Genomic DNA, 23,088 nt, shown 5'->3' with positions numbered 1-23,088 from the left:
TAATGCATTCACTTGCCGAAGCAAGATCCGGCATTTTTTGATCATCAATCTTTTATTCAGCCTATCCCTGCAGCCTTCCTAAAACGACGTAAAATATTTTTAACGCTAATCACGACCTTTGGGGCGGTAGGGTTGACAGATGTCATCGTCTGCCCCAATTTAAAACCTAAAAGGCGCATCAACCCTTGCAGTGGCTATCACCACAGGTACCTGACTGAAAGTGCGCAACTGCCGATAGATATCGAGGCTGTTACGCCGGGGCAACATTAAATCAAGAATCAGTAAATCGGGCTGTGGTAACAGATATATGGACGTGGCCCGTTTATTAATTGCTTGGCATCAGAAAAATTTCACGCACATTGCAGCGCTGCTCAGCTTCAATAGCAAATAGTACCGCTTCGGCTACATCAACCGGGTCTAATTTATCGGGTTTAGGCTCATCAAAAAACGCGGTGTTGACCATGCCCGGGGCAATGGTGGTGCAGCGTCCGCCCCATTGGGCCATTTCTTCGGCTAAGTTCTGACCAAAGCCGTAAGCAAACCATTTACTGGCACCGTAAATGGAACCTTTATTTGCCGTACGCCCTGCCACTGAGCTAGTTAAAATAAAATGCCCCTTGGTTTCACGTAAGTTGGGCAGAGTTAACTTAGCCGTCCATAACAAGGCTTTGATGTTGATATCAATCAGTTTTGACCACTCATCTGGATCACCTTGTTCTGTACCTGAAATAGATATCCCAGTGCCCGCATTAGCGAAAGCCACATCCAGTCTGCCAAACTTGTTGATACCCGCTTTCACTACCTTTTCTAATGCATCAAATTGGGTAGCATCGGCGGCAACAGCCAGAGCGTTATCTTCCCCTAGCATTGCCACTAGGTTATCCAATTTTTCTTGTCTGCGGGCCGTCAGTATCACCTTATGCCCGTTTTTGACTAACGTTTTGGCTGTGGCTTTACCGATACCACTGGATGCACCTGTGATTAACACTATTTTCTGTTTTGTCATATGACTCTCCTTTGGCTGCAAAAAAATTAATACGCTTAGTATATTAATTTTGTTCCTTAATACAAACCGCTGGGCGCTATAATAGCAAACGTATTAAATTTATGATCGATGCCTTCAAAGGATAAAGTGTGCAGCAGCTCTCGGAACCGGGCCTTTAGGCTCGGCCTGTTGCTTTTAAGCCTGAACAGCACTTTAAAGGGACTACCACAGAGAACACCGAGGCGCTGCGCGCGACACAGAGAAAGACCAGCCCGTAGGGTGCGCACCGATTGCCACTGCCTGCGGAGCATAGAATGCACTCTACCCATTCCATTAATTAACTTCAGATCACAATTTAATTTCTTATGGTATAACCCAGTAAAAATCATTTAATTAGGGTTTAAAGAAAACTTTCTTTAATTTTATCGTGATCATCTCTTTTTATATCATCGCAATCCAGCCAGTATTTTACTCATAGGATGTGTAATACCAATCCGCATAAATATCTGACCTATCTTACTTGTTAAAATTAACGCTAACTTCGTTGTTTTCAATCTCAATAGCCAGCTATTGCTCAATCAAACGTCTTGCTATCATTACTTTTTCCTGCGCAATTTTAGACCATTTACTTATGCGGATTGCTATAATAAACTCCCCGTTTTTTATAGCGTTAATTTATAACCAATACCGTAGATGGATTTAATGCATTCACTTTCCGGAGCAACATCCTGCATTTTTTTACGTAAATTTTTGATATGACTGTCAATCGTCCGGTCAGTAACAATTCGGCCATCGGAGTATATTTGAGTCATTAATTGCTCGCGACTAAAAACCTGTTCCGGGTGTTTATTAAAAACTGACAATAAGCGAAACTCTGCGGGGGTCAAAATAATCGCCTGCTGATTAAGGGAAGCCATCATTTTTTGTTCATCAATCTGCAATCCGGCATATCCCTGCAGTGTGCTGTTTCCTTCCTTGGAACGACGTAAAATATTTTTAACTCTGATCACCACTTCTCTTGGACTGTAGGGTTTACAGATGTAATCGCCTGCCCCCAATTCCAATCCTAAAAGACGATCGATTTCGTCAACCCTTGCGGTGGCCATCACTACGGGTACCTGACTGAAAGTGCGCAAGTCCCGATAGATATCAAGGCCGTTACGCCCGGGCAGCATTAAATCCAGAATCAGCAAATCGGGCTGATGGTTTTTAACCCAGTCGATAACTTCCCGTCCGTTATCAATAATATGCGTTTGAAATCCAGATTGTATAAGGTACTCACATAATACGCTGGCGAGCGCCGGTTCATCTTCAATAATCAGAATGGTTTTATCTTGATAATTCATCTTTCAAATATCCTTGGCAGGGAATGTTATTTTGATTTTAAGGCCGCCCAAGGGTGAGTGATCAGCATAAATCTCTCCCCCCTGTGCTTTAACAATATTTTGGCAAATAGACAAACCTAAACCCGAACCGCCATTGGCTCTGCTGCGCGATTTATCAACACGAAATAAACGCTCGAAGAGTTTCGGCAGAGCATCATCGGGCACGCCTGGCGCACTGTCTTCGATAATCAATTCAACCCTATTTAGACTCTGCGACAAAGTGAGTTTAAGCTTCCCATCGGGGTCGGTATAACGATAACAATTTTCAAAAAGATTTAAAATGAGCTGCGATAATGCGTTAGGATCAGCCTGCAACAGAGTGGCTTTGCTCGAATCATAACAACGCTGCAGGTGAATATTCTTTTCAGCTAATCGTAATTCATTCTGATTCGCAATATTATCTACCAACAGGGTTAAATTTACCTGCTCTGCATTTTTAGTCAGCACACCCGCATCAGAAAGTGATAATTGATAAAGATCATCAACAAGGCGACTGAGATTCATTACCTGCTCATGTAATGATTTAATGTATTTAGGCTCAGGTTTGCGAATACCATCCTCGATGGCCTCTATCTCACTGACTAAAACGGCAATGGGTGTGCGTAATTCATGAGAGATATCCGCAATCCATTGCTCTCTTGATATTTTTTGCAGCTTAAGCGTATTGGTTAACTTATTGAAAGTTTTTGATAATTCAGCTAATTCATCCTGCCCCTTCACCGGGATTTGATAGTTAAAATCCCCTCTTTGTAATGCCTGTACGCTAAGACCGAGGTTTTTTAAAGGGTGAAGAAAATGTCGTACCAGTAAAGCGGCAACCACAAAAGAAAACAGCGCTGCCCAAGCGGCAATCCAGTAAAAATTATTTAATTGCTGTTTAAAAAAACTTTTGGTTAATTTTCCGGTGATCATCTCTTTTTGTATAATCGCAATCCAGCCAATATTTTGCTTATCTAAGATAATGGGCACTTTAATAAACTGCTCTCTTTCATTACGCTCTTGCATTTTTCTGGCGCGATCCAGCACCGCTTCTCCCTGCATATTTAACAGAAAAACGCGGGGGTTTATTAAAAATCTTTCTTGGGGGGGACGACTTCTATGCGCGTTAGCCCTTTCTCTGCCGGGGTGTTCTCCGACTTTTCTTAAAAGATTGGTCCATAAATCGGGCTGTTCTTTAATCATTCGCCAACCATTTTCGGGCGAGTAATATTGGCTGACTTGTTCAGCAATAACCTGCATTTCTTCTGTTTCTCGGTGGTTAAGGTAGTCCTGTAATCCAGTTTGAAAACTATTGTTAATCAGCAGCGCCATACCGACCATCATAATAGAGCTAATCAGCAACAACGAGATAAATAACTTACGGAAAAGGGTTAAACGCATTGAGGTTATCCTGAGTAATTAATTGATAGTCTTCGAGTTATATATTGATAACCGGCATTGAAAAGATTTAACCTATGGTAAGCAAATTCTTTATTATTAGCTACTGGGTTGGTTAATAGATCATATTGAAAAGCTAACTTACGCCGCTAGTCTGCATTGAGCTATACTTTTAATATCATTTTCATTGATGGGATTGTCATATGAGTATTGCAAACAAAGTGAGAGAATACCTGGATCAAAATCATATCAAGTATCAGCTATTGCAGCACAAACCAAGCAAGAATTCCCTTAGTTCTGCCATTCAAGCCCATATTAAAACATCACAACTTGTCAAAGCCATCATGCTTGAAGATCTTCAAGGCGGTAAATTGATGGCCATTTTACCAGCAAGTCACAAAATCAGTTTAAATGCATTAAATACACATTTTAATCGCCAGTTCCGCTTAATGAAAGAATCGCACATTTACGAAATTTTTGAAGATTGTAAACATGGAGCTGTCCCGCCTCTCGCACAGGCTTATGAAATCGACAGAGTTTATGATGAGTTTTTAATACGTCAGGATAATTTATATTTGGAAGCGGGTGATCATATTTCTTTAATACAACTTTCCCAGGAAGAGTTTAAGAAGCTGATGCAGTATTCTGTCCCTCTGAAGTTTAGTTACCGATTATTTCATTAAGTTTTACTGATTGGCCCCCGACGAGATGGTAAAAAAGGGGTCCTTTAATTGCTTCGATCGGGCCAAATTTATTCCTTTTTATTGTCCACTAGCCTTTGTTCCGAATTTTGCAGATTCCCTGTCTTTATTAATAGTGATCCAGCCCTCCTTAGCAGGAAGATTTTTTCCTTTCTAAAGCAACTTTGTGCCAGATCAAATTCTTAATTTTTTTTTCAATTACTTTAAGCGCATAAGGACTTAGGTTGATACAACAAGGACTTAATCGGGTGACTACCGTCATCTATTTTATATGTACAAAGCAGGAGGTTAAAATGAATTATTTTTCTGTGTTAATGGATAACTCAGTCGTTGTCACTTTTACGATGATGATAGTGCTAAACGCTGTTTTTGCCGGTTATATGAAGTACCATTTCATAAAAAACAGTGGCGAAAAATAAAAGGAATAAAAACCAAAAAAGATAAAGATAAAGATAAAGATAAAGATCAAAATAAAAAAGCATTCTTTGCTTAAAAAACAAGTGGTGAAAATAGTTTTTCACCACTCTGTAAAACAGACATTAGGCTATGTATCAATCAAGCATTTTATGAGGATAATTTTCTGCAAATACTAGCCGTCAATCCACCTAATTAATCCCCACTAAACCTTCATGCATCAAAATAGCAGCTTCTCTATCAGATAATAGGTAATAACTGATTATCAATCACCCCTCCGCAAAATCATCAAGCAATCATTCGACGTCTTAATTGCGTAATAAAATTACATCTTTTTAAAGAGAGGGGGTGAGCTGACTATTTTAAAACCGTTTTATTGCATTTTCCGGTGCAGGAAACTTGTAATCACAAGGCATTGCTTTATTTTCGTGATATACATCCCACTAATACCAGCCCCGCAATCTTACTTTATCGTGACTAATATCACAAAAGAGCACTTGCACTAGCCATCTCTCTGTTTTTTGTCCTAATATTACTGTGTTATTTGCGATCTTCGTCTCTGCCGATGTTGTTTTTTGAGGTGTTTTTGTAAGCAATATCACATACTGCTATTTGTGACGTTCGCTTTTAAAATAATGTGGTAGTTTTGCTCGTGAAATTTCAACCCCATTAATTATTTCACCCATTTTAGGTGAATACACACACTCGGAGCAAATTATGCTGTCATCACAATCCAAGATTAAAGTACAAAACTTTGGTCGCTTATTGTCAAATATGGTTATGCCAAATATTGGCGCCTTTATCGCATGGGGTTTAATTACCGCATTATTCATTCCAACGGGCTGGATACCTAACGAAACATTGTCCACCATGGTTGGACCAATGATTAAATATATGCTGCCGCTCTTGATTGGTTATACAGGTGGTAAAATTATAGCCGGAGAGCGTGGCGCTGTTGTTGGTGCAATAGCGACAATGGGTGTCATCGTTGGTACAGATATTCCAATGTTTATGGGCGCGATGATTGTCGGTCCATTAGGTGGTCTGGCAATTAAGAAATTTGATGCTGCCATTCACGGTAAAGTAAAAAGCGGTTTTGAAATGTTGGTTAACAACTTTTCATCCGGTATTATTGGTATGCTACTGGCGATTCTTGCATACCTTGTTATTGGTCCTGCTGTTAAAATGTTATCTACCGCGCTTGCAGCGGGAGTTGACGTTTTAGTAACAAATAACTTGCTTCCGTTGACTTCTATCTTTGTTGAACCGGCAAAGATTTTATTTTTAAATAATGCGATTAACCATGGTATTTTCACGCCGCTGGGTATTGCTCAGTCAGAGTCTCTTGGACAATCTGTTTTCTTCTTAATTGAAGCAAACCCGGGTCCAGGTCTAGGTCTTCTGTTAGCCTACATGGTATTCGGTAAAGGCTCTGCAAAAGAAACGGCTCCTGGCGCCGTAATTATCCACTTCTTCGGTGGTATCCATGAGATTTACTTCCCTTATGTATTGATGAATCCGCGTCTTATCCTGGCTGTTATTGCAGGTGGTATGACGGGCGTATTTACTCTTACTATGTTTGATGCCGGTCTTATCTCTCCTGCATCTCCTGGCTCTATCTTTGCCGTTTTAGCGATGACGCCTAAAGGCGCATACATTGGTATTCTTCTATCCGTTGCTGCTGCTGCCGCTGTTTCTTTCATCGTGGCTTCTATTCTGATGAAAACACAAAAAAGTGTTGCCGGTGATGAAGTTGCACTGAAAGAAGCTGCAAACCAAATGCGCGACATGAAGCAGGGATCTAAAAGTCAAACAACAGCAAATGCTAGCCTTGATATGTCTGCCGTTAAAAAAATCATTGTTGCTTGTGATGCGGGTATGGGTTCAAGTGCAATGGGCGCAAGTCTATTACGCAAAAAAGTGCAGGCTGCAAATTTAAATATCGAAGTGATTAATACTGCGATCAATGATTTGCCCGGTGATGTTGATATTGTTGTTACGCATAAAGACTTAACCGACAGAGCACGTAAGCATGCGCCAAATGCACAGCATATTTCATTAACTAACTTCTTAGATAATGCCATGTACGATGGTTTGGTGAATGATCTTAAATCTGCTAAAAAATAGGTTGAGTAAAAAAGCCTGAAGGTCCTATCTTTCAGGGACCTAAATATTAAAGGCTAGATTTTCTAGCCTTTTTTACATTTAGGGAAATATTTATGATAAAAAAAATACATTTTTACCCACACAATATTGAGCGTTTTTTTATTGGCAAGCTTTTATCGAATGCGGGTATTGCAGTAACCTTGCGGCCGACTGCTGACTGTTAAACCTTTAAACAAGCCGAGCAGGCTTGGCAAAGCTTAAATAATCACGCAATTAAGTCCTGCTTTAGGACACTTATTTAACTCTTAGATTTAACCATAAGATAGAAAAATCATGCCAAAATTTTCCCGTCTAAAATTTGATATTGATATTGTTGAAACGCTTTCTGAGGCAGAAACGGCTTATGTTTTTTTTACCGCCAGTTTTGATCTGTTTGAAGATGCCATTGATATATTAATTCAAAATGTTTTTAAAAAAGATGATTATGCGGTGAAGTATGCTGTGGATCCCTTATTAAGCAATGATGGTCCATTGGCACATTTAGCTATTCGTCTCAAACTGTTATACGGGTTGGGGCTGTTATCTCAGGACGCCTATCAAGATATTGAGAAGTTTATTGCCTTAAAAGAGTTTGTTCAGTCAGAAGGTGAATCAATAGCTTTTCTTTCAGCTTCGCTCCTTGTACGCATCAATGCGATTAGTGCAATGGCTGAAATGATTCCTCTCTATGTAGATGATAATCAAGCAGAAGAAAGTTCGAATTTTGTAGTACAGATGAAACTGGATCATAATAGACAGGTCATTAAGTCGTCATTGATTCTGGCAATCACTGAAATCATAAAAGAACTGCATAAAGATACTTCATTAAGCTAAAAACGATGCCAAGGTAGCAAGAATATTCCGCTGTCATCGAGCAAGAGAGCATGCTCCTGCGTGGATAAAATACCCTGTAAAATAACATACCCAAACTTATACCCATGTTACTTCAAAATGCTTTGTCAGGCGCAAAATCGGAGACTAGAGCAAGACGCAACATGAGGTAATGGTTATCCCCCTTTTCGATGGGTGCAACGCAGCGCTGGTTTTCGAGCTTGCGCCCCGTAGGGCAAGGAAAATTGTGCCAATCTGCGTTGTTATAAAATCTCTATGTAGAATAACTAACCTTCAATTTTATGCCTAGCATCTCAGCACAATTTTTCTTGCTGACTTTGCATCTTGAAGTATCATGGGTATATAATTCTGAATACCCTTATCGACCATAAAAAAAACGCCCGATGCAGTGCATCGGGCGTTTTAGAAGGACAAGAATGTCAACTTAGGTCAAAACCAGGTTCCCCTGATCATTTAATTAAAGCAGGCCCCTCGCAGAGCCTAATGCTAAAATTAAAGCGTTGCCAGTGCAGCATTTAATATTTTGCTTGGACGCATTGCTGCTGCCATTTTTACAGGATCTGTGTGGAAGTAACCGCCTAAATCAACCGGAGCGCCCTGCGCTGCATTTAACTCAGCCAGAATCTGTTCTTCGTTGTCAGTAAGTGCTTTAGCAAGGGGGGCAAATTTCGCCTGCAGTTCAGTATCTTTAGATTGTGCGGCAAGCGCCTCAGCCCAATACATCGCAAGGTAGAAATGGCTGCCACGGTTATCAATTTCTTTAACTTTACGTGATGGGGATCTATCTTTTTTCAAGAATTTCCCATTCGCAGCATGCAATGTTTCAGCAAGAATGAGCGCTTTCTTATTGTCTGTTTTTTCTGCCATATCTTCAATGGACACAGCAATCGCTAAGAATTCACCGATCGAATCCCAACGTAAATGCCCTTCTTCAATAAACTGCTGAACGTGTTTAGGCGCACTGCCTCCGGCACCCGTTTCAAATAAACCACCACCAGCAAGAAGAGGAACAATTGAAAGCATTTTCGCACTTGTGCCAAGCTCTAGGATTGGGAATAAATCGGTTAGGTAATCACGTAATACATTACCTGTAACAGAAATAGTATTTTTACCTTCTGAAACACGCTGCAGGGTAATTTTAATCGCTTCAATAGGCGATAAAATAGAAATATCCAAACCATTCGTATCGTGATCTTTTAAGTAAGCATTCACTTTACTGATAAGGTTCGCATCGTGAGCTCGTTTTTCATCTAACCAGAAAATAGCGGGTTGTCCGGTTGCTCTGGCACGACTGACCGCAAGACGTACCCAATCTTGAATTGGAATATCTTTAGCCTGACACATGCGCCATATATCACCTTCTTCAACGCTATGTTCCATTAACGTATTGCCAGCTTGATCAATCACTTTAACGCTACCGGCTTCTTTGATAATAAACGTTTTATCGTGCGAGCCGTACTCTTCCGCTTTTTGAGCCATTAAGCCCACGTTTGATACATTACCCATAGTCGCAGGATCAAATGCACCATTTTCACGACAGAAAGAGATAGTCTCCTGATAAATGCCTGAGTAACAACGATCTGGAATCATCGCTTTAGTATCATGAAGTTTTCCGTCTAAGCCCCACATGCACCCTGAAGTACGGATAGCAGCCGGCATAGAGGCATCAATAATGACATCACTTGGTACATGTAAATTACTGATCCCTTTGTCTGAATCAACCATTGCAAGAGCAGGACCCGTTGCATAAGCTTCTTGAATATCAGCTTCTATCTGTTCTTTTTGTTCTGCAGGTAAATTTGCTATTTTAGCATAAACATCACCCAGACCGTTACGGGGATCGACACCCAACTCGGCAAATAGGGTCTTGTATTTAGCAAACACGTCTTTAAAGAAAACCGTCACCGCATGACCAAACATAACCGGATCGGATACTTTCATCATGGTCGCTTTAAGATGCAACGAGAGCATAATGTTATTCTCTTTAGCATCCTTCATTTGTGCTTCAAAAAAATCACGTAGTGCAGCACAACTCATTACCGATGAATCAATTATCTCATCTTTTAATACGGGTGTTGATGCTTTTAATACTGAGACTGCACCGGAATTCGACGTAAATTCAATTTTGACATCATCAGCTTGCTTTAATACAACCGACTGTTCGCTGCCATAAAAATCACCTTCGGACATATCTGCAACATGTGATTTTGAATCTTTAGACCAAGCTCCCATACGGTGAGGGTGATCCTGTGCATACTGTTTAACCGCATCAGCTACACGACGGTCTGAGTTACCTTCACGTAAAACGGGATTTACAGCACTGCCTAATACTTTTGCGTAACGCGCTTTTGCTTCTTTTTCTGCTTCGGTTTTTGGGTCTTCAGGGTAATCGGGGATATCAAAACCGTGAGATTGTAATTCTTTAATTGCGGCATGAAGCTGGGGAACTGAAGCGCTCACATTGGGTAATTTAATGATATTGGCCTGCGCTGTTTGAGCAAGCTCACCCAATTCGGTTAATGCATCGGCCTGTTTTTGTTCGGCATTTAAATTATCAGGAAAATTAGCCAGAATGCGGGCAGCTAAAGAGATATCGCGCGTTTCAACTGTTATATCTGCGGCCTGTGTAAAGGCACTAACAATGGGAAGTAGAGAATAGGTTGCAAGTGCGGGTGCTTCATCTGTTTGTGTGTAGATGATCTTTGCAGATTTATCTGTCATATTTATTCCTTTAACAAGTTTTAAAATGTTTATTGGCTAGTGATCTACTAAAACAATGGACCGTAGAGCAGATTTATTAGTTATAACGCATGGGTGACAATGTTGTGGATTTGTTACTTTGTGATATTTTCGTGCATCATAATAACGAAAATTGTTAAATAGTCCAACAACCTCCTCGCTATTTTAACTTTATTGACCCTCTTATATATTATACAGAGCAATACGGCTGCGCTTGTTTTGTCCATTAATCCCCTCTTCTGTTACAATGCATTTTTATTTATTTTTAAGGTGTTTTCGTGATTAAAACTAAAAATTCCAATAAAAAATCAATCTGGTTTTCAAAAACTAAGATAAGTAACACCCAAATGCACTCTGCGGGCAAGCACAAAAGAAATAAAGAACCGCTGCCAACCGTAAGCGATGCAACCCGCAAAATACTTTTATTTAATAAACCCTTTAATGTATTAAGTCAGTTTACCGATCAGGACAATCGTCAAACATTAAAGGACTATATTGATATCCCTGAAGTCTATGCTGCAGGTCGATTAGATCGTGATAGTGAGGGATTATTGTTATTAACCAATGATGGTAAGTTACAAGCGAAGATTGCCGAACCTAAGGCTAAAACCAGTAAAACTTATTGGGTACAAGTTGAGGGCAGACCGACTGAAGCGGATCTGCAAAAATTACGTGATGGTGTTAATCTTAAAGATGGTTTAACTCAGCCGGCTGATATTTTTATTATGGAGCAGCCTAATATTTGGGCACGTGTGCCCCCTATTCGCGAACGAGCTAACATTCCGACTACCTGGTTAAGTATTACCATTAGTGAAGGCCGTAATCGTCAGGTTCGGCGTATGACGGCCCATATTGGTTTTCCAACCTTGCGCTTGATTCGTTATCGAATTGGCGATTGGACCATTGATGATATTGATAATGGGCAATATAAATTGCTGTAGGTTTTCCCTTTTTTCCATGCTCTGCGAATATACCTAGACGATTTGGTGTGATTATAGGCTTTCGCTTGCGGGCTGATATCTTATCTTTCGTCGTTGGTATTCCGCCCTTGACGGCGTGTTACTTTTCTCTCAACAGCAAGAGAAAAGTAACCAAAAGAGTGCCGTATACAGGGACGGCAGAGCCTGTCCCGCTCATAAGACTGAGCTCCCGCTCAATTCGCCTAGACGTTTTTTATCTTACTAAATAAATCTCTTTTTAACGCACCACCTCATACATTACATCCCTGTACTGGCTGAGGTTAGAGAAATCAAAGGGCACGCAGAGCTTAGCCCGCTCATAAGCCTAAACTAGCGTTTAATTCGCTCCTTGATTTCCTTTGCTAAAGTCATTTCCCAACCAAGAAAAACGTACGGAAATTTCCCTAGCCGCACTAGTTTGGTGAACCTCGCCTTTTGACCCCATTACGCTTTTTGTAGCTTTCACTTGTTGTTTTGATCGATAAATAAACGACTACTGATCGTCATTCTCGAGATCTTTAGTCGAGAATCCCAATGAGTTTGTAACCGAGCCGATTTGATTGGTTTGTAGGCTTTCGCTTGTAAGCGTTTAGTTTAACTTTATTTGTTGGTCTTCCGCCCTTGACGGCATGTAGATGATAAGAAACCGAAACGCTGTTCGAGGGAGTCATGCTTTTTCAAAAGCAAAAGAAAACAGGTCGCCCAGAGCTTAGCCCGCTCGTGACAATATGCTGTCGCATAACTCACTTTCCGTAGCCACATTGGTTCCGCACTTTAGAAACGAAAAGGTTTGGCTGTCCTCAATTAGTCTGCCGAATAAGATGTTAACGTGCAGCGTTTCTTACTAGGTAAATAACTTTAAAGTAAAACTTTTATAATTTAGATGTCAAGTGAAATTTTCACATTTCCAACTTGACTCAAGTTGTCATGTTGAGCTTATTATTGTTCAATCTACCGAATGCTCCAAAGATTTTCTCTTTCTTTTTCTTAGCTCAAAAGTTATGGTAGAAAATAAATTGCACAGTGATAATTGTCAATTAACTAATTGATATAAATTAAATAGAAGGTTTAATATTATGAGTAACATTCGACTGGAAGAAGAAATTTTTCAAAAGAGGAAAGTATTTAAAACTGACTCATACCCAATGTCGATTGGTGAATTTGCAAACATGTATATAAATGATGAAGTCAAGATTAACCCCGATTTTCAGAGAAACTTCAGATGGACTGAATTACAAAAATCAAAACTTATCGAATCTATATTATTAGGCATTCCAATTCCCCCTATCTTTGTATACCAGAATGACAATGGCATTTGGGAAGTTGTTGATGGTCTTCAGCGGTTAAGTACGATTCTTCAGTTTATGGAAGTACATAAATCAGAGCCAAATTTGGAGCTGGTAGGAACTGATTACCTACCTAACTTAAAGGGAATAAAGTGGGGGATAAATACAGATGAAGATGATATTTTCGTATTCACTAATAAGCAAAAATTAGATTTTAAGCGTTCAAAGATAAACTTGTCGATAATCCTAAATGACTCAGATAAAGATGCAAAGTTCGACATTTTTGAAAGGCTAAATACTGGTGGTTCTTTCGCTAACCCTCAAGAAGTGAGGAACTCAGTAATGGTCATGATGAATAAATCAATATTCGAACGATTTTCGACCTTGTCTAATAATGAAGATTTCTTAGAATGCTTGAACATTAATGAAAGGCTAATCAATGAAAAATATAATATGGAATTGGCCCTTAGGTTTATTGGTATAACTCATTTTGATTTTGATTCAAAAGTTCATGTTTCAGATTATTTAGACCAAATTTCAAAAAAATTATGTGGCTATGAAGAAGATGATTTTTCCAATATAGAAGAAAAATTTACCAAACTATTTGCTTTACTTAATAAAGTATCGGGTGAAAATACATTTAGAAGATTTAAAGAAGATAAATATGTTGGAGGTTTCCAAGAATCAACATTTGAATTTATTACGATAGGGGTATTTGAAAATATAGATGAGTTATCTGAATTAAATCTTTTGGAAAAAATACAATCCGTATTTATCAATGAAACATTTAGCAAGTATACAGGGTCAGGTTCAAATATCAGAACGAGAGTACCTAAGTTTTTAATTAATGCTCCTACTCATTTCAAGGTGGACTAGTGGCTACTCGATTTAGTGAAAGTACTTTTCTTCAAAAAATTTCTGAAGAATATAGTTGGCGACGTAGAGAATTAATATTATATAAGACTAAAGTACCAACTGATATTAACCCCATACAAACGGTCTTTTTACGCGCAGCAATTCCTTTTATTTATGGTCACTGGGAAGGGTTTGTAAAAGTATGCATGTCACTATATTTGAGATATGTTTCAGAATTACAACTTAAACATAGTGAATTGAAAACCCCATTTGTAGCGCTTTCTTTCTCAAATAAGATTTCATCTTTTGATAGTAATTCAATATTTAAGAAAGTTGAATTGGTGGATTTGATGTTTGAAAAGCTAGAATCTCGTTCTAATATCCCCAAGAAAAACATCATTAATACAAAATCGAATTTGAGATATGAAGTGTTAGAAGAAATTCTTTTCAATGTTAATTTGGAAAGTCATGGCTTAAAAACAAAAAGTGAAGTAATAAATAGCCTAGTTGACACCAGAAACCATATAGCACATGGCGAGTATAAATATATATCTTATGAGACTTATAGCTCTTTTAACGATGAAGTTCTTAGCTTACTAGAAAGAATTAAGACTATTATCGAAAATAGTGCGGTAAACAAGGAATTCTTAAAAAATCCGCCTTCGAAAAGTTAATAATAAGTCTGAATTTGAACAGAAAAAGACGGGGCAAACCTTTTTTAATTGAACGCCAAGGAGATAAAAAGCTGGACAGCCAATCTTTTCTATAACTGATTAGTTTAATTATAAGCTTTCGCTTGATGCATTGTTGTAGCTTTCATCCTTACTCTTCCGCCCTTGACAGCGTGTTACTAAACCATCATTTAAAACTTTGATTTTGTGAGATTAAATAGATATTGTTATGATTATTTAACATGAGATAGGCATCGCGGATTTTCGTGCTTAGTGATGCCTATAAGCTGCTAGTTGTATTAAGGATATATCACCGTGAATTGGCTCGCCGCATTTAGTCGGCTTTTTTTACTTTTAGATAAAAGAGGTACACCCGCATATCATAGTGGTGGTGACTTTATTAAAGTCACCACCACTATGATCAAGGTCAGCCAGGTTATTCTCTTTATATCAAGGAAAGAAATAATAGAGGTCTCAGTACCTCCAGAAAAGACTTTTATTGGGATATTTTAAAAGGTTTGGATGACTCTATTCGATTAGAAGTTTTTAGAACCTTTATAGATATAATTGCCCCTCATTTTCCTACTGAAACTGATGAGCTTAAATCATATTTATTTGGTTCTGGTAACCCGGTTCCACAAGCTGTAATACCTCAAGATAACTGGAATTCAGAAAAGCTAAATACACTAATAAGAAAAATTGATAATGCAATTGATCAGCATAATTATAATTATTCGATGACACTATCCTACACATGTCTAGAGGGCTTATATAAAGCTTATGTACATAAGCATTTACCGAAAAGTTCTCAGCTAAGTGAATTGATCCCATTATCAAAAGCTGTGCGAGATGACATTACTGCAAAGTTGAATGCCATTGGGCCATTTCCTCAGAATATGGTTACTAGTATATCAACGCTTACAAGTGCCATCGGAAATTCAAGAAATGGCTTTAGTGATTCACATTTTGATAATGATTCAAATAAGTGGTTAGCAAGTTACAGCCGAGATCTAGTAAACTCAATTGGACGGTTAATCTTACATTTTCTATAAAATACAACATACAAGGCGTTTAAACGGAACTAAAACAGTTGGCTCAGTTTCGCTTCGCTACACATTTTAGTCCGCTTAACGCGGTGTTAATTTTCTTAAGGAACAAAGTGGACTCATCTAACGAAAAAATGAAATGGATATTATTTTCGGTATTCATAACCCTTTTTACCCTGGCTGTACTTGGTACGTTAAGCGTAGTTTTTTTAGGCTTTGGAACTCCAACGGAAGCCGAACGTGAATGGTTGGTAAAAGGATTGCTTTTGGAAGTAGCATCATGTGTTGTTGCATTGTTTTATTCGATCTTTGGACTCAAAAAATCAAACAATTCTACTGATGAAAAATCCTTAGCAGATATTGAAACAAGGCTAGAAGAACTTGAAACTAGAATTCTTATGGCAACAAAAGAAATTGATCGCTCTGCGCTCCTGCCATCAGATATAGAGCAATCAAGAGAACCATTGTTAAAATCAAGTTTGTTCCATGAAATGTTTCCTTTCCTTGTTGAAATCGAGGAGTTTAAAGTCCCCCCTGCATTTAATGAAAAAACTTATAATTTAGAGCCTCTGTACACTGATATTGAATCTGATATAAAACAAGTAAAACCATTTGATAAAGAACATAGAACCCAAAGCTATATTGGTTTAAAAGTGCAATGGAAGTGTGCATTTTCAGGTTTAACTGAAAATAATGACTGCTATAGAGTTCATGTGTTTCTAGAAATGCCCTTACACACAGCATATCTAAATATCGATTTTTCAAAAGATGTATCAAAATTGAAAGTGCTGAACGAAAACCATCCTTTATGGGTATGTGGTGAAATAAGTCGTATTTATGGAACGAATATTGATCTAATTAACGCTGATATATCGGTGTAATCGAAACTTAATTGGGTAGCCGGGTTATCTAACCTCCCGCCCCACACCACACTACATGTGGCTCCACACAGGTCGGTTCATCTTCCCTTGTCACAAAAAAGATGGGAGAGCCAAAGCCCATGTCTCTTCAAACATATAAATCCGACCGTAGCGGCTAGGCAATTTCCGTACGTTTTTCTTGATAAATCAATTCCTTTAGCAAGTGGAAACAGGAAGTTTCCACTAGGCTTGGCTCTGCACATGGATGTGCTGTCCAAGCCGGTGCGTTAAAAAGGGATTTATTTATCAAGATAAAAAAACGTCTCGGAACGGCATTCTTTTGGTTACTTTTCTTTTGCTGTTGAAAGAAAAGTAACACGCCGTCAGGGCGGAAGACCAACGACGAAAGATAAGATATCAGCCCGCAAGCGAAAGCCTACAATCACACCAAATCGTCTAGGTATATTCGCAGAGCATGGGAACGAGCGAAAGTAACACGCCATCAAGGGCGAAACTCCCTCGACGAATAAAAACCATCAGCTAGTAAGCGAAGGCCAACCCACCAGCATTAGCCGCAAAACCCCAAGCCGGTGCGTTGAAATTCGGCGTATTGCCCGCGAATAACTGGCCATCGCACTGTTACTTAATCCTCGTAATATCAATAGTTTGAGGTGACGCGTAAAGAAAAGGTTGGACATCCACTTATATTTCATTATTAATTCAATATATTAGAATTCCAAACCAGTGCGGCTACGAAAATTTCCGTACGTTTTTCTTGCTCAATCAATCTCTTTAGCAAGTGGAAAATGGAGCGAATTGAACGCCAGTTCAGGGTTATGAGCGGGCTAAGCTCTGCGTGCCCTTTGTTTTCCTCTAAGTCCGGCTCTGCACATGGATGTGCTGTCCAAGCCGGTGCTCTCTTTGTTAAAAAAGAATAAAGAGATTTATTTAGCAAGATAAAAACGTCTAGGCGAATTGAGCGGCAGCTCAGGCTTATGAGCGGGACAGGCTCTGCCGTCCCTGTATACGGCATTCTTTTGGGCGAGTTATGCGGCAGCATATTGTCACGAGCGGGCTAAGCTCTGCGTGCCCTGTTTTCTTTTGCTGTTGAAAGAGCATAACTCCCTCTCAGAATAAAAACCATCAGCTTACAAGCGAAGGCTTACGAATAACCGATGCGGCTATCTACATTATATGCAGTGAGCAGCAAAAGGCTGGACAGCCAAGCCTTTTTTAATTGAGCGCAAAATCCCACACCTCTTCAAGCGCATAAATCCGACCGAAGCGGCTAGGCAATTTCCGTACGTTTTTCTTGTTTGAGAAATCACTTTAGCAAAGGAAATCAGGGAAGATTTCATTAGGCTCGGCTCTGCACATGGATGTGCTGTCCGAGCCGGTGCGTTAAGAAGTTATTGAGCGGACAAGAATAAAAAACGTCTCGGAACGGCACTCTTTTGGTTACTTTTCTCTTGCTGTTGAGAGAAAAGTAACACGCCGTCAAGGGCGGAACTCCAACAATGAAAGTTACAACAAGTGCTCACAAGCGAAGGCTTACGAAGAACCGATGCAGCGATCTATATCGGATTTAAGCGTGAGCTGCCATAGTCCGTTGAAAAGGCTAAACAGCCAAACCTTTTCCAACAATGAAAGTTACAACAAGTGCTCACAAGCGAAGGCTTACGAAGAACCGATGCAGCTATCTATATCGGATTTAAGCGTTAGCTGCAAAAGCCCAAGCCGGTGCGTTGAAATTCGGCGTATTGGCCGCGAATAACCGGCCAGAACACTGTCACTTGATCCTCGGGATTTCAATAGATTGAGGTAACGCGCACAGAGTGTATTAAAATAACTTTGTTCGCTTGCTTTCATAGTAGACTCCAAGTTAAATGACTTATTATTGAGCATACGTAGAGATTAGTTTAAAAGCTGGGTTGTTTGTTCTGCCACAGAACGACTTCGTTCAACAAATAGCTGCACTTGGACTCGATACATTTGTCGCGGTTTTTGCTAAAAGAAAAGGCAGCAAAAACAGCATCGACTGATCTATGCCTTGGAATCATTGAAAAAATTAGAAGGGACAAAAATGAAAGAAAAAGTAAATCGGTTGCTGGTATTTTTGTTCCTGCTCGTTAGCATTTGTTTTTACCCATCAATGTCGCAGGCAGTGCAAACTTTTCCCGAGGCAGGCAAAATACAATCGCCGCTGACAGCCAGTCGAGTAGTACCCGAAGCTGACGGAGGTAATTTATCATTGACGGTCGAAGAACGTGCCTTCCTTGCTGTTCATCCTATTATCCGTGCCCACAATGAACAGAACTGGATTCCGTTTAATTTCTATCGTGATGGGAAACCCCTGGGATTCACCATAGATTTAATGAATATTCTGGCCAAAAAGCTTGGCATCAAAATAGAATATATCAGCGGCCCCACCTGGAATGAGTTTATGGGAATGTTGAAGAATAAAGATATAGATATTATAGGCAATATAGTAGAAACCAAGGATCGAGAAGAATTTGCGGTTTTTACCCAGCCTACCATTAAAAATCCCCGTAATATTATCAGCAAAACCAATACGCCATTTAGAAATCTCAAAGAACTGGAAGGTCACACGGTATCTATTGTAAAAGGTTTTTGGTATCAAGATTTCTTAGAAAAAAATTTCCCGGCGATAAAGCTTCATCTGGTAGATTCCAGTGTTGACGCGCTAAAAGATGTCGCTTTTGGGACTGCGGACGCCACCATCGGTATTGGGATCGTGATGCAGCATCTTATTCTTGAGTACAACCTCCCCAACCTCACTATTTCCGGAGAAACTAAGATTCCAGGGGGAGAAAACTTTTATAATCGTATCGGCGTTCGAAAAGATTGGACACTTCTGGCGAGCTCCTTGGATAAAGCTTTGAAGTCGCTGACATTTCAAGAAGAGTATCAGCTGAAAAAGAAATGGCTTTCTATGCAATCAACCACGGAAAGTACGCGTATAACATTAACCGAACAGGAACAGGGCTATCTTAAAATCCATCCGACAGCATCAATCGCCCTGATAAGTGATTATGCCCCATTCACATATGTGGAGAACGGTGAGTTAAAGGGTTTTGTCAAAGATCTGCTACTGCTCATTTCTAAAAAAACCGGCCTTGAATTTGTCCAAAAAGTAGATCATTGGGGCAATAACCTTAATAAATTCAAGAAAAAAGAGGTCGATATCATCGCGGACATTTCTTATAAAAAGGAACGGGAAGCATTTACCCTTTTTACCACACCTTACTATGAGATCCCCGTGGTTATCTTTACCAGAGAGGACTTTAAAAATTTTCAAGGCTTGAAAAGTCTCCAAGGGAAAAAGGTGGGCATTCAGGAGGCTATCTTTTATGAAAAAGAACTTCGCGAAATTGGGGGAATGGAACTTATCAGCTTTGATAATTATGAAGATCAATCTAAGGCCTTGGCCTATGGAAAAATTGACGCATTAATTCAAAGTCTGTCGGTCATTAATTATCAAGTTCGCAAATATGGTCTCAGCAATATCCGGGTTGCTGGAGAGTTTGAGCTGGCAGGCATGGGAAAAGAAGATTTGCGTTTCGGTGTCAGGACAGACAACAAAATATTATACAATATCATGCAAAAAGGGCTGAATAGCATCAGTGAGGAGCAGTTGGCTATAATAACAAATCGCTGGCTTAGTACGGACTTGAAGGTAATCGATTCGAAAGAAACTAAACTTTTGCTCTCCTCAGCTGAACAGCAATATCTCGAAAATCGAAATGAGATTCTGATCTGTGCAAATCCAAACTGGATGCCATTTGAGTCAATCAGCAAGGCTGGTATGCACGAGGGAATGGCGGCTGAATTTATGAATATCATCAGTCAGAGGATAGGTAAAAGTATCAAGTTGGTGCCAACCAAAAATTTCAGCGAGACCTTGAGTATGTCGAAACAGCGTCAGTGTGACATTCTATCTCTGCTGCAGGAAACAACAGAGAGAAAAGAATATCTTAACTTTACGGAGCCCTACCTCCAGACTCCCATTGTAATTGCCACTCGATCCGACGAGCTATTCATCGATGATATAAATAAAATTTTAAATAGAAAATTTACGGGTATTAAAGACTTTGCCTATATAAACAAACTGAAGAACAAGTATCCTGATATCATTATTGATGAAGTTTCCTCTGTCAAAGAGGGGTTTGAAAAAATTCGTTCGGGCGAGGCCTATGGTTTTATCTTTTCTCTGGCAGCCATGCGCTATAAAATTCAACAATCAAGAATAACTGACATTAAGATCGCAGGAAAATTTGATGTGAACAATGATCTGTCTGTCGCGGTGCGCAATGATGACCCGCTATTATTTTCTATTCTGCAGAAAGCGGTTGGGTCTTTAACAGACGCAGAAAAACAAAATATCTATAATAAGTGGGTTTCCATCGTCTTTGAAAAAACCTTCGATTACTCCCTGCTTTGGAAAATACTGGCGATCTTTCTTGTGGTTCTGCTGGGTATTTTCTATTGGAATCGCAGATTGACAAGTATGAATAGGGCCATCCAGAAAGCCAATATGGCCAAAAGTGAGTTTCTGGCCAATATGAGTCATGAGATTCGAACACCCATGAATGCCATTATCGGCTTATCCGAGCTCTCCCTTAATCAGGATATGAGTCCCCGATTGAGGGATTATCTTTCAAAAATACATTCTTCTGGAAATTCTTTATTGGGTATAATTAACGGCATTCTCGACTTTTCAAAAATCGAGGCAGGGCAACTCGACCTGGAAAATATTGACTTTTCTTTGCTTGATGTTCTGAATAATATCTCCAATACCTTTTATTTCATTCTGGCCAAAAAAAGGATTGAGTTGATTACCTCCATTGATCCTGATGTGCCCTGGCATCTTATCGGTGATCCTCTACGAACAGGTCAGATATTCACCAATTTAATTAACAATGCCATCAAATTTACCGACAAGGGTGAGATTACGATTTGTGCTTCTTGCCTGGAAAAGGATAACAAACAGGTGAGATTGCTTTTTTCAATCGCTGATACAGGTATCGGGATTCCAAAAGACAGGATTGCCGGCCTGTTTGAACCCTTTGCTCAGGCGGATGGCTCGACATCAAGAAAACACGGCGGCACAGGTTTAGGTCTCTCAATTTGCAAACAATTGATTGAGAAAATGAATGGCAGGATCTGGCTTGAAAGTGAACAGGGAAAAGGAAGTGTTTTTTCTTTTGAAGTTGAGTTTGGCCTCAGTCAAGGTGCTGAAGATAACAGACGACTGCTACCTCCAGCGCTGACAGGCCTGCATGCCCTAGTGGTTGACGATAATCCGGTTACTCTAAAAGTAATAGAAAAGATGCTGATTCATCTAAAGTTCAATGTTACGACGACAGAGTCTGGAGAAAAGGCGCTATCGGTACTGGAAAATGCTTCTGGAAATAATGCGATTGACCTGGCTATTATTGACTGGCAGATGGGTGGAATGGATGGCATTGAAACAGCTAAAAAGATAAAAGAAAATCCGGCTATTCCCCAAATGCCTATGGTTTTAATGTCTGCCTCTGATAGGGATGGTTTGCTCGGCCAAAAGTCGAAGAAGGTTGGCTTTGATTCTTTTGTGTTAAAACCGCTTAACCGCTCAATTTTGGTTGATACTATACTGGCTGTATTTGGTTACAGGGATGAGATCAAAGAAAACCTGAAGAGAAAAATTGATGTGGACTCTGCAAGGTTGGATGCAATCGGGGGGGCAACAATATTGCTTGTTGACGACAATGAAATTAACCGGCAGGTGGCCAGAGAATTTCTGGAAAATGCGGGATTGCTCGTCATAGAAGCAGCCAATGGGAAACAAGCGGTGAACTCTGTGAAAAGCAACGCATTCGACGCAGTGCTTATGGATGTTCAAATGCCTGAAATGGATGGCTATGAGGCCACTCAAAAAATTCGAGAATGGGAAAATGCGCTGAATGATGTTGAGCCTGCCAACACCTCTTCCGTTATACCTATCATCGCAATGACCGCCCATGCTATGGAAGGCGATAAAGAAAGGTGTCTTGCAGCAGGAATGGATGATTATGTCACCAAACCCATTGATACAAAAAAATTGTTTAAAGTTCTTAGCAGGTGGATTAAACCCGGAGATAGGAAAAAAGAAAAAATCACAGCTGCCCCTGAAAAAGATGATACTCACATCCCGGCAGAGATCAGTGGAATAGATATTGTGACAGGACTTCAACGAGTAGGGGGAAACAAAAAGCTTTACAAATCATTACTGCTGACTTTTGTTGGAAAGCATTCTCAAACTGTTGAGCAGATAAGAAGTGCCTTAGGGGGCAATGAGATCAAAAAAGCAGCAGATCTTGCCCATGCATATAAAGGGGTCAGTGGCAATATTGGGGCGACAGCTTTATTTTCATTAACAAGCGAATTGGAACAAGTCATTAAGCAGGACAGACAATCTGAAATCAATGGATTGCTGGACCAGCTTGAGGAAGAAACTAACATCATGACCCATTCCATTGCCCTTTTGCTTGGGCGCGAGAAAACCGTTGGAAATAAAGAGTCGGACGATAACGTGGCGTCAGGGCCTGTTGATATTTCTGTTCTGACAGTTGGCCTGGATTCATTGGCATCCTGCCTGCGGGACAATGATCTTGATGCTATCGACCATGTTAAAAAATTAGCGCCTATAATAGGTGCTGACCATCAACAGGCCTTGGAGGAAATTGAGGATTTGGTAAATGATTTACAATTTGAAGAAGCAGCCCTAAAATTGAAAGAGCTGTGCCGTAAACTTGATCTTTCAAGTTAAGGGAC

The 23,088-nt window shown here is 39.8% G+C and carries 15 protein-coding genes; 11 read left to right on the top strand and 4 right to left on the bottom strand.

What is annotated here, in order from left to right; all coding sequences use genetic code 11:
* Positions 1-12 precede the first annotated feature (12 nt).
* Positions 13-270, top strand: coding sequence for a hypothetical protein (locus CXF72_RS19325; protein WP_157823230.1), 258 nt, complete (start codon positions 13-15; stop codon positions 268-270).
* A gap of 55 nt (positions 271-325) precedes the next feature.
* Here the strand turns inward: CXF72_RS19325 and CXF72_RS09990 are convergent, their stop codons facing one another.
* From CXF72_RS09990 to CXF72_RS09980, 3 genes are all read right to left on the bottom strand, one after another.
* Complete coding sequence (locus CXF72_RS09990) at positions 326-1,006, bottom strand: SDR family oxidoreductase (protein WP_101038816.1); 681 nt, start codon at positions 1,004-1,006, stop codon at positions 326-328.
* A 641-nt stretch (positions 1,007-1,647) separates the two neighbouring features.
* Positions 1,648-2,331 carry a response regulator gene (locus CXF72_RS09985; RefSeq protein WP_101038815.1) on the bottom strand — a complete coding sequence of 228 codons (684 nt, stop codon included), beginning with the start codon at positions 2,329-2,331 and terminating at the stop codon, positions 1,648-1,650.
* A gap of 3 nt (positions 2,332-2,334) precedes the next feature.
* Positions 2,335-3,750, bottom strand: a complete 1,416-nt coding sequence (locus tag CXF72_RS09980) for an ATP-binding protein (protein ID WP_101038814.1) — start codon at positions 3,748-3,750, stop codon at positions 2,335-2,337.
* 200 nt (positions 3,751-3,950) lie between these two features.
* Between CXF72_RS09980 and CXF72_RS09975 the strand changes: the two genes are divergently transcribed.
* The 4 genes from CXF72_RS09975 to CXF72_RS09965 all read left to right on the top strand — a co-directional run bounded on the left by CXF72_RS09975 (position 3,951) and on the right by CXF72_RS09965 (position 7,841).
* The gene (locus CXF72_RS09975; protein WP_101038813.1) at positions 3,951-4,430 is read left to right on the top strand and encodes an aminoacyl-tRNA deacylase; all 480 of its coding nucleotides are present in this window, start codon (positions 3,951-3,953) and stop codon (positions 4,428-4,430) included.
* 311 nt (positions 4,431-4,741) lie between these two features.
* Positions 4,742-4,867: a hypothetical protein gene (locus CXF72_RS20040; RefSeq protein WP_269801174.1), complete on the top strand. Its 126-nt coding sequence runs from the start codon at positions 4,742-4,744 to the stop codon at positions 4,865-4,867.
* A 712-nt stretch (positions 4,868-5,579) separates the two neighbouring features.
* Positions 5,580-6,989, top strand: coding sequence for a PTS mannitol transporter subunit IICBA (locus CXF72_RS09970; RefSeq protein WP_101038812.1), 1,410 nt, complete (start codon positions 5,580-5,582; stop codon positions 6,987-6,989).
* Between the two features lie 312 nt (positions 6,990-7,301).
* The gene (locus CXF72_RS09965; RefSeq protein ID WP_101038811.1) at positions 7,302-7,841 is read left to right on the top strand and encodes an MltR family transcriptional regulator; all 540 of its coding nucleotides are present in this window, start codon (positions 7,302-7,304) and stop codon (positions 7,839-7,841) included.
* A 510-nt stretch (positions 7,842-8,351) separates the two neighbouring features.
* On the opposite strand, the gene CXF72_RS09960 is transcribed toward CXF72_RS09965, so the two are convergent.
* Positions 8,352-10,580: an NADP-dependent isocitrate dehydrogenase gene (locus CXF72_RS09960; RefSeq protein WP_101038810.1), complete on the bottom strand. Its 2,229-nt coding sequence runs from the start codon at positions 10,578-10,580 to the stop codon at positions 8,352-8,354.
* A 296-nt stretch (positions 10,581-10,876) separates the two neighbouring features.
* On the opposite strand from CXF72_RS09960, the gene CXF72_RS09955 reads away from it, so the two are divergent.
* The 6 genes from CXF72_RS09955 to CXF72_RS09930 all read left to right on the top strand — a co-directional run bounded on the left by CXF72_RS09955 (position 10,877) and on the right by CXF72_RS09930 (position 23,083).
* Positions 10,877-11,539, top strand: a complete 663-nt coding sequence (locus CXF72_RS09955) for a pseudouridine synthase (RefSeq protein WP_232784940.1) — start codon at positions 10,877-10,879, stop codon at positions 11,537-11,539.
* Between the two features lie 1,094 nt (positions 11,540-12,633).
* On the top strand, positions 12,634-13,719 hold the full coding sequence (locus tag CXF72_RS09950) for a DUF262 domain-containing protein (protein WP_101038809.1): 1,086 nt from the start codon (positions 12,634-12,636) through the stop codon (positions 13,717-13,719).
* Complete coding sequence (locus CXF72_RS09945; protein WP_101038808.1) at positions 13,719-14,372, top strand: MAE_28990/MAE_18760 family HEPN-like nuclease; 654 nt, start codon at positions 13,719-13,721, stop codon at positions 14,370-14,372. Before CXF72_RS09950 ends, CXF72_RS09945 begins: the two co-directional genes overlap by 1 nt.
* Before the next feature lie 515 nt (positions 14,373-14,887).
* Positions 14,888-15,421 carry a hypothetical protein gene (locus CXF72_RS09940; RefSeq protein ID WP_232784939.1) on the top strand — a complete coding sequence of 178 codons (534 nt, stop codon included), beginning with the start codon at positions 14,888-14,890 and terminating at the stop codon, positions 15,419-15,421.
* Positions 15,422-15,528: 107 nt separating this feature from the next.
* A complete protein-coding gene (locus tag CXF72_RS09935) occupies positions 15,529-16,296 on the top strand; it encodes a hypothetical protein (protein ID WP_101038807.1) in 768 nt (255 codons plus the stop codon).
* A gap of 2,062 nt (positions 16,297-18,358) precedes the next feature.
* Positions 18,359-23,083 (top strand): transporter substrate-binding domain-containing protein, encoded by a 4,725-nt coding sequence (locus CXF72_RS09930; protein ID WP_101038806.1) that lies wholly within the window; start codon positions 18,359-18,361, stop codon positions 23,081-23,083.
* The last annotated feature ends 5 nt before the right edge of the window (positions 23,084-23,088 follow it).

Origin of the sequence: Psychromonas sp. MB-3u-54 (genome assembly GCF_002836415.1) — a bacterium.
Taxonomy (GTDB): domain Bacteria; phylum Pseudomonadota; class Gammaproteobacteria; order Enterobacterales; family Psychromonadaceae; genus Psychromonas.
This window is presented reverse-complemented; position numbering and strand designations above follow the sequence as displayed.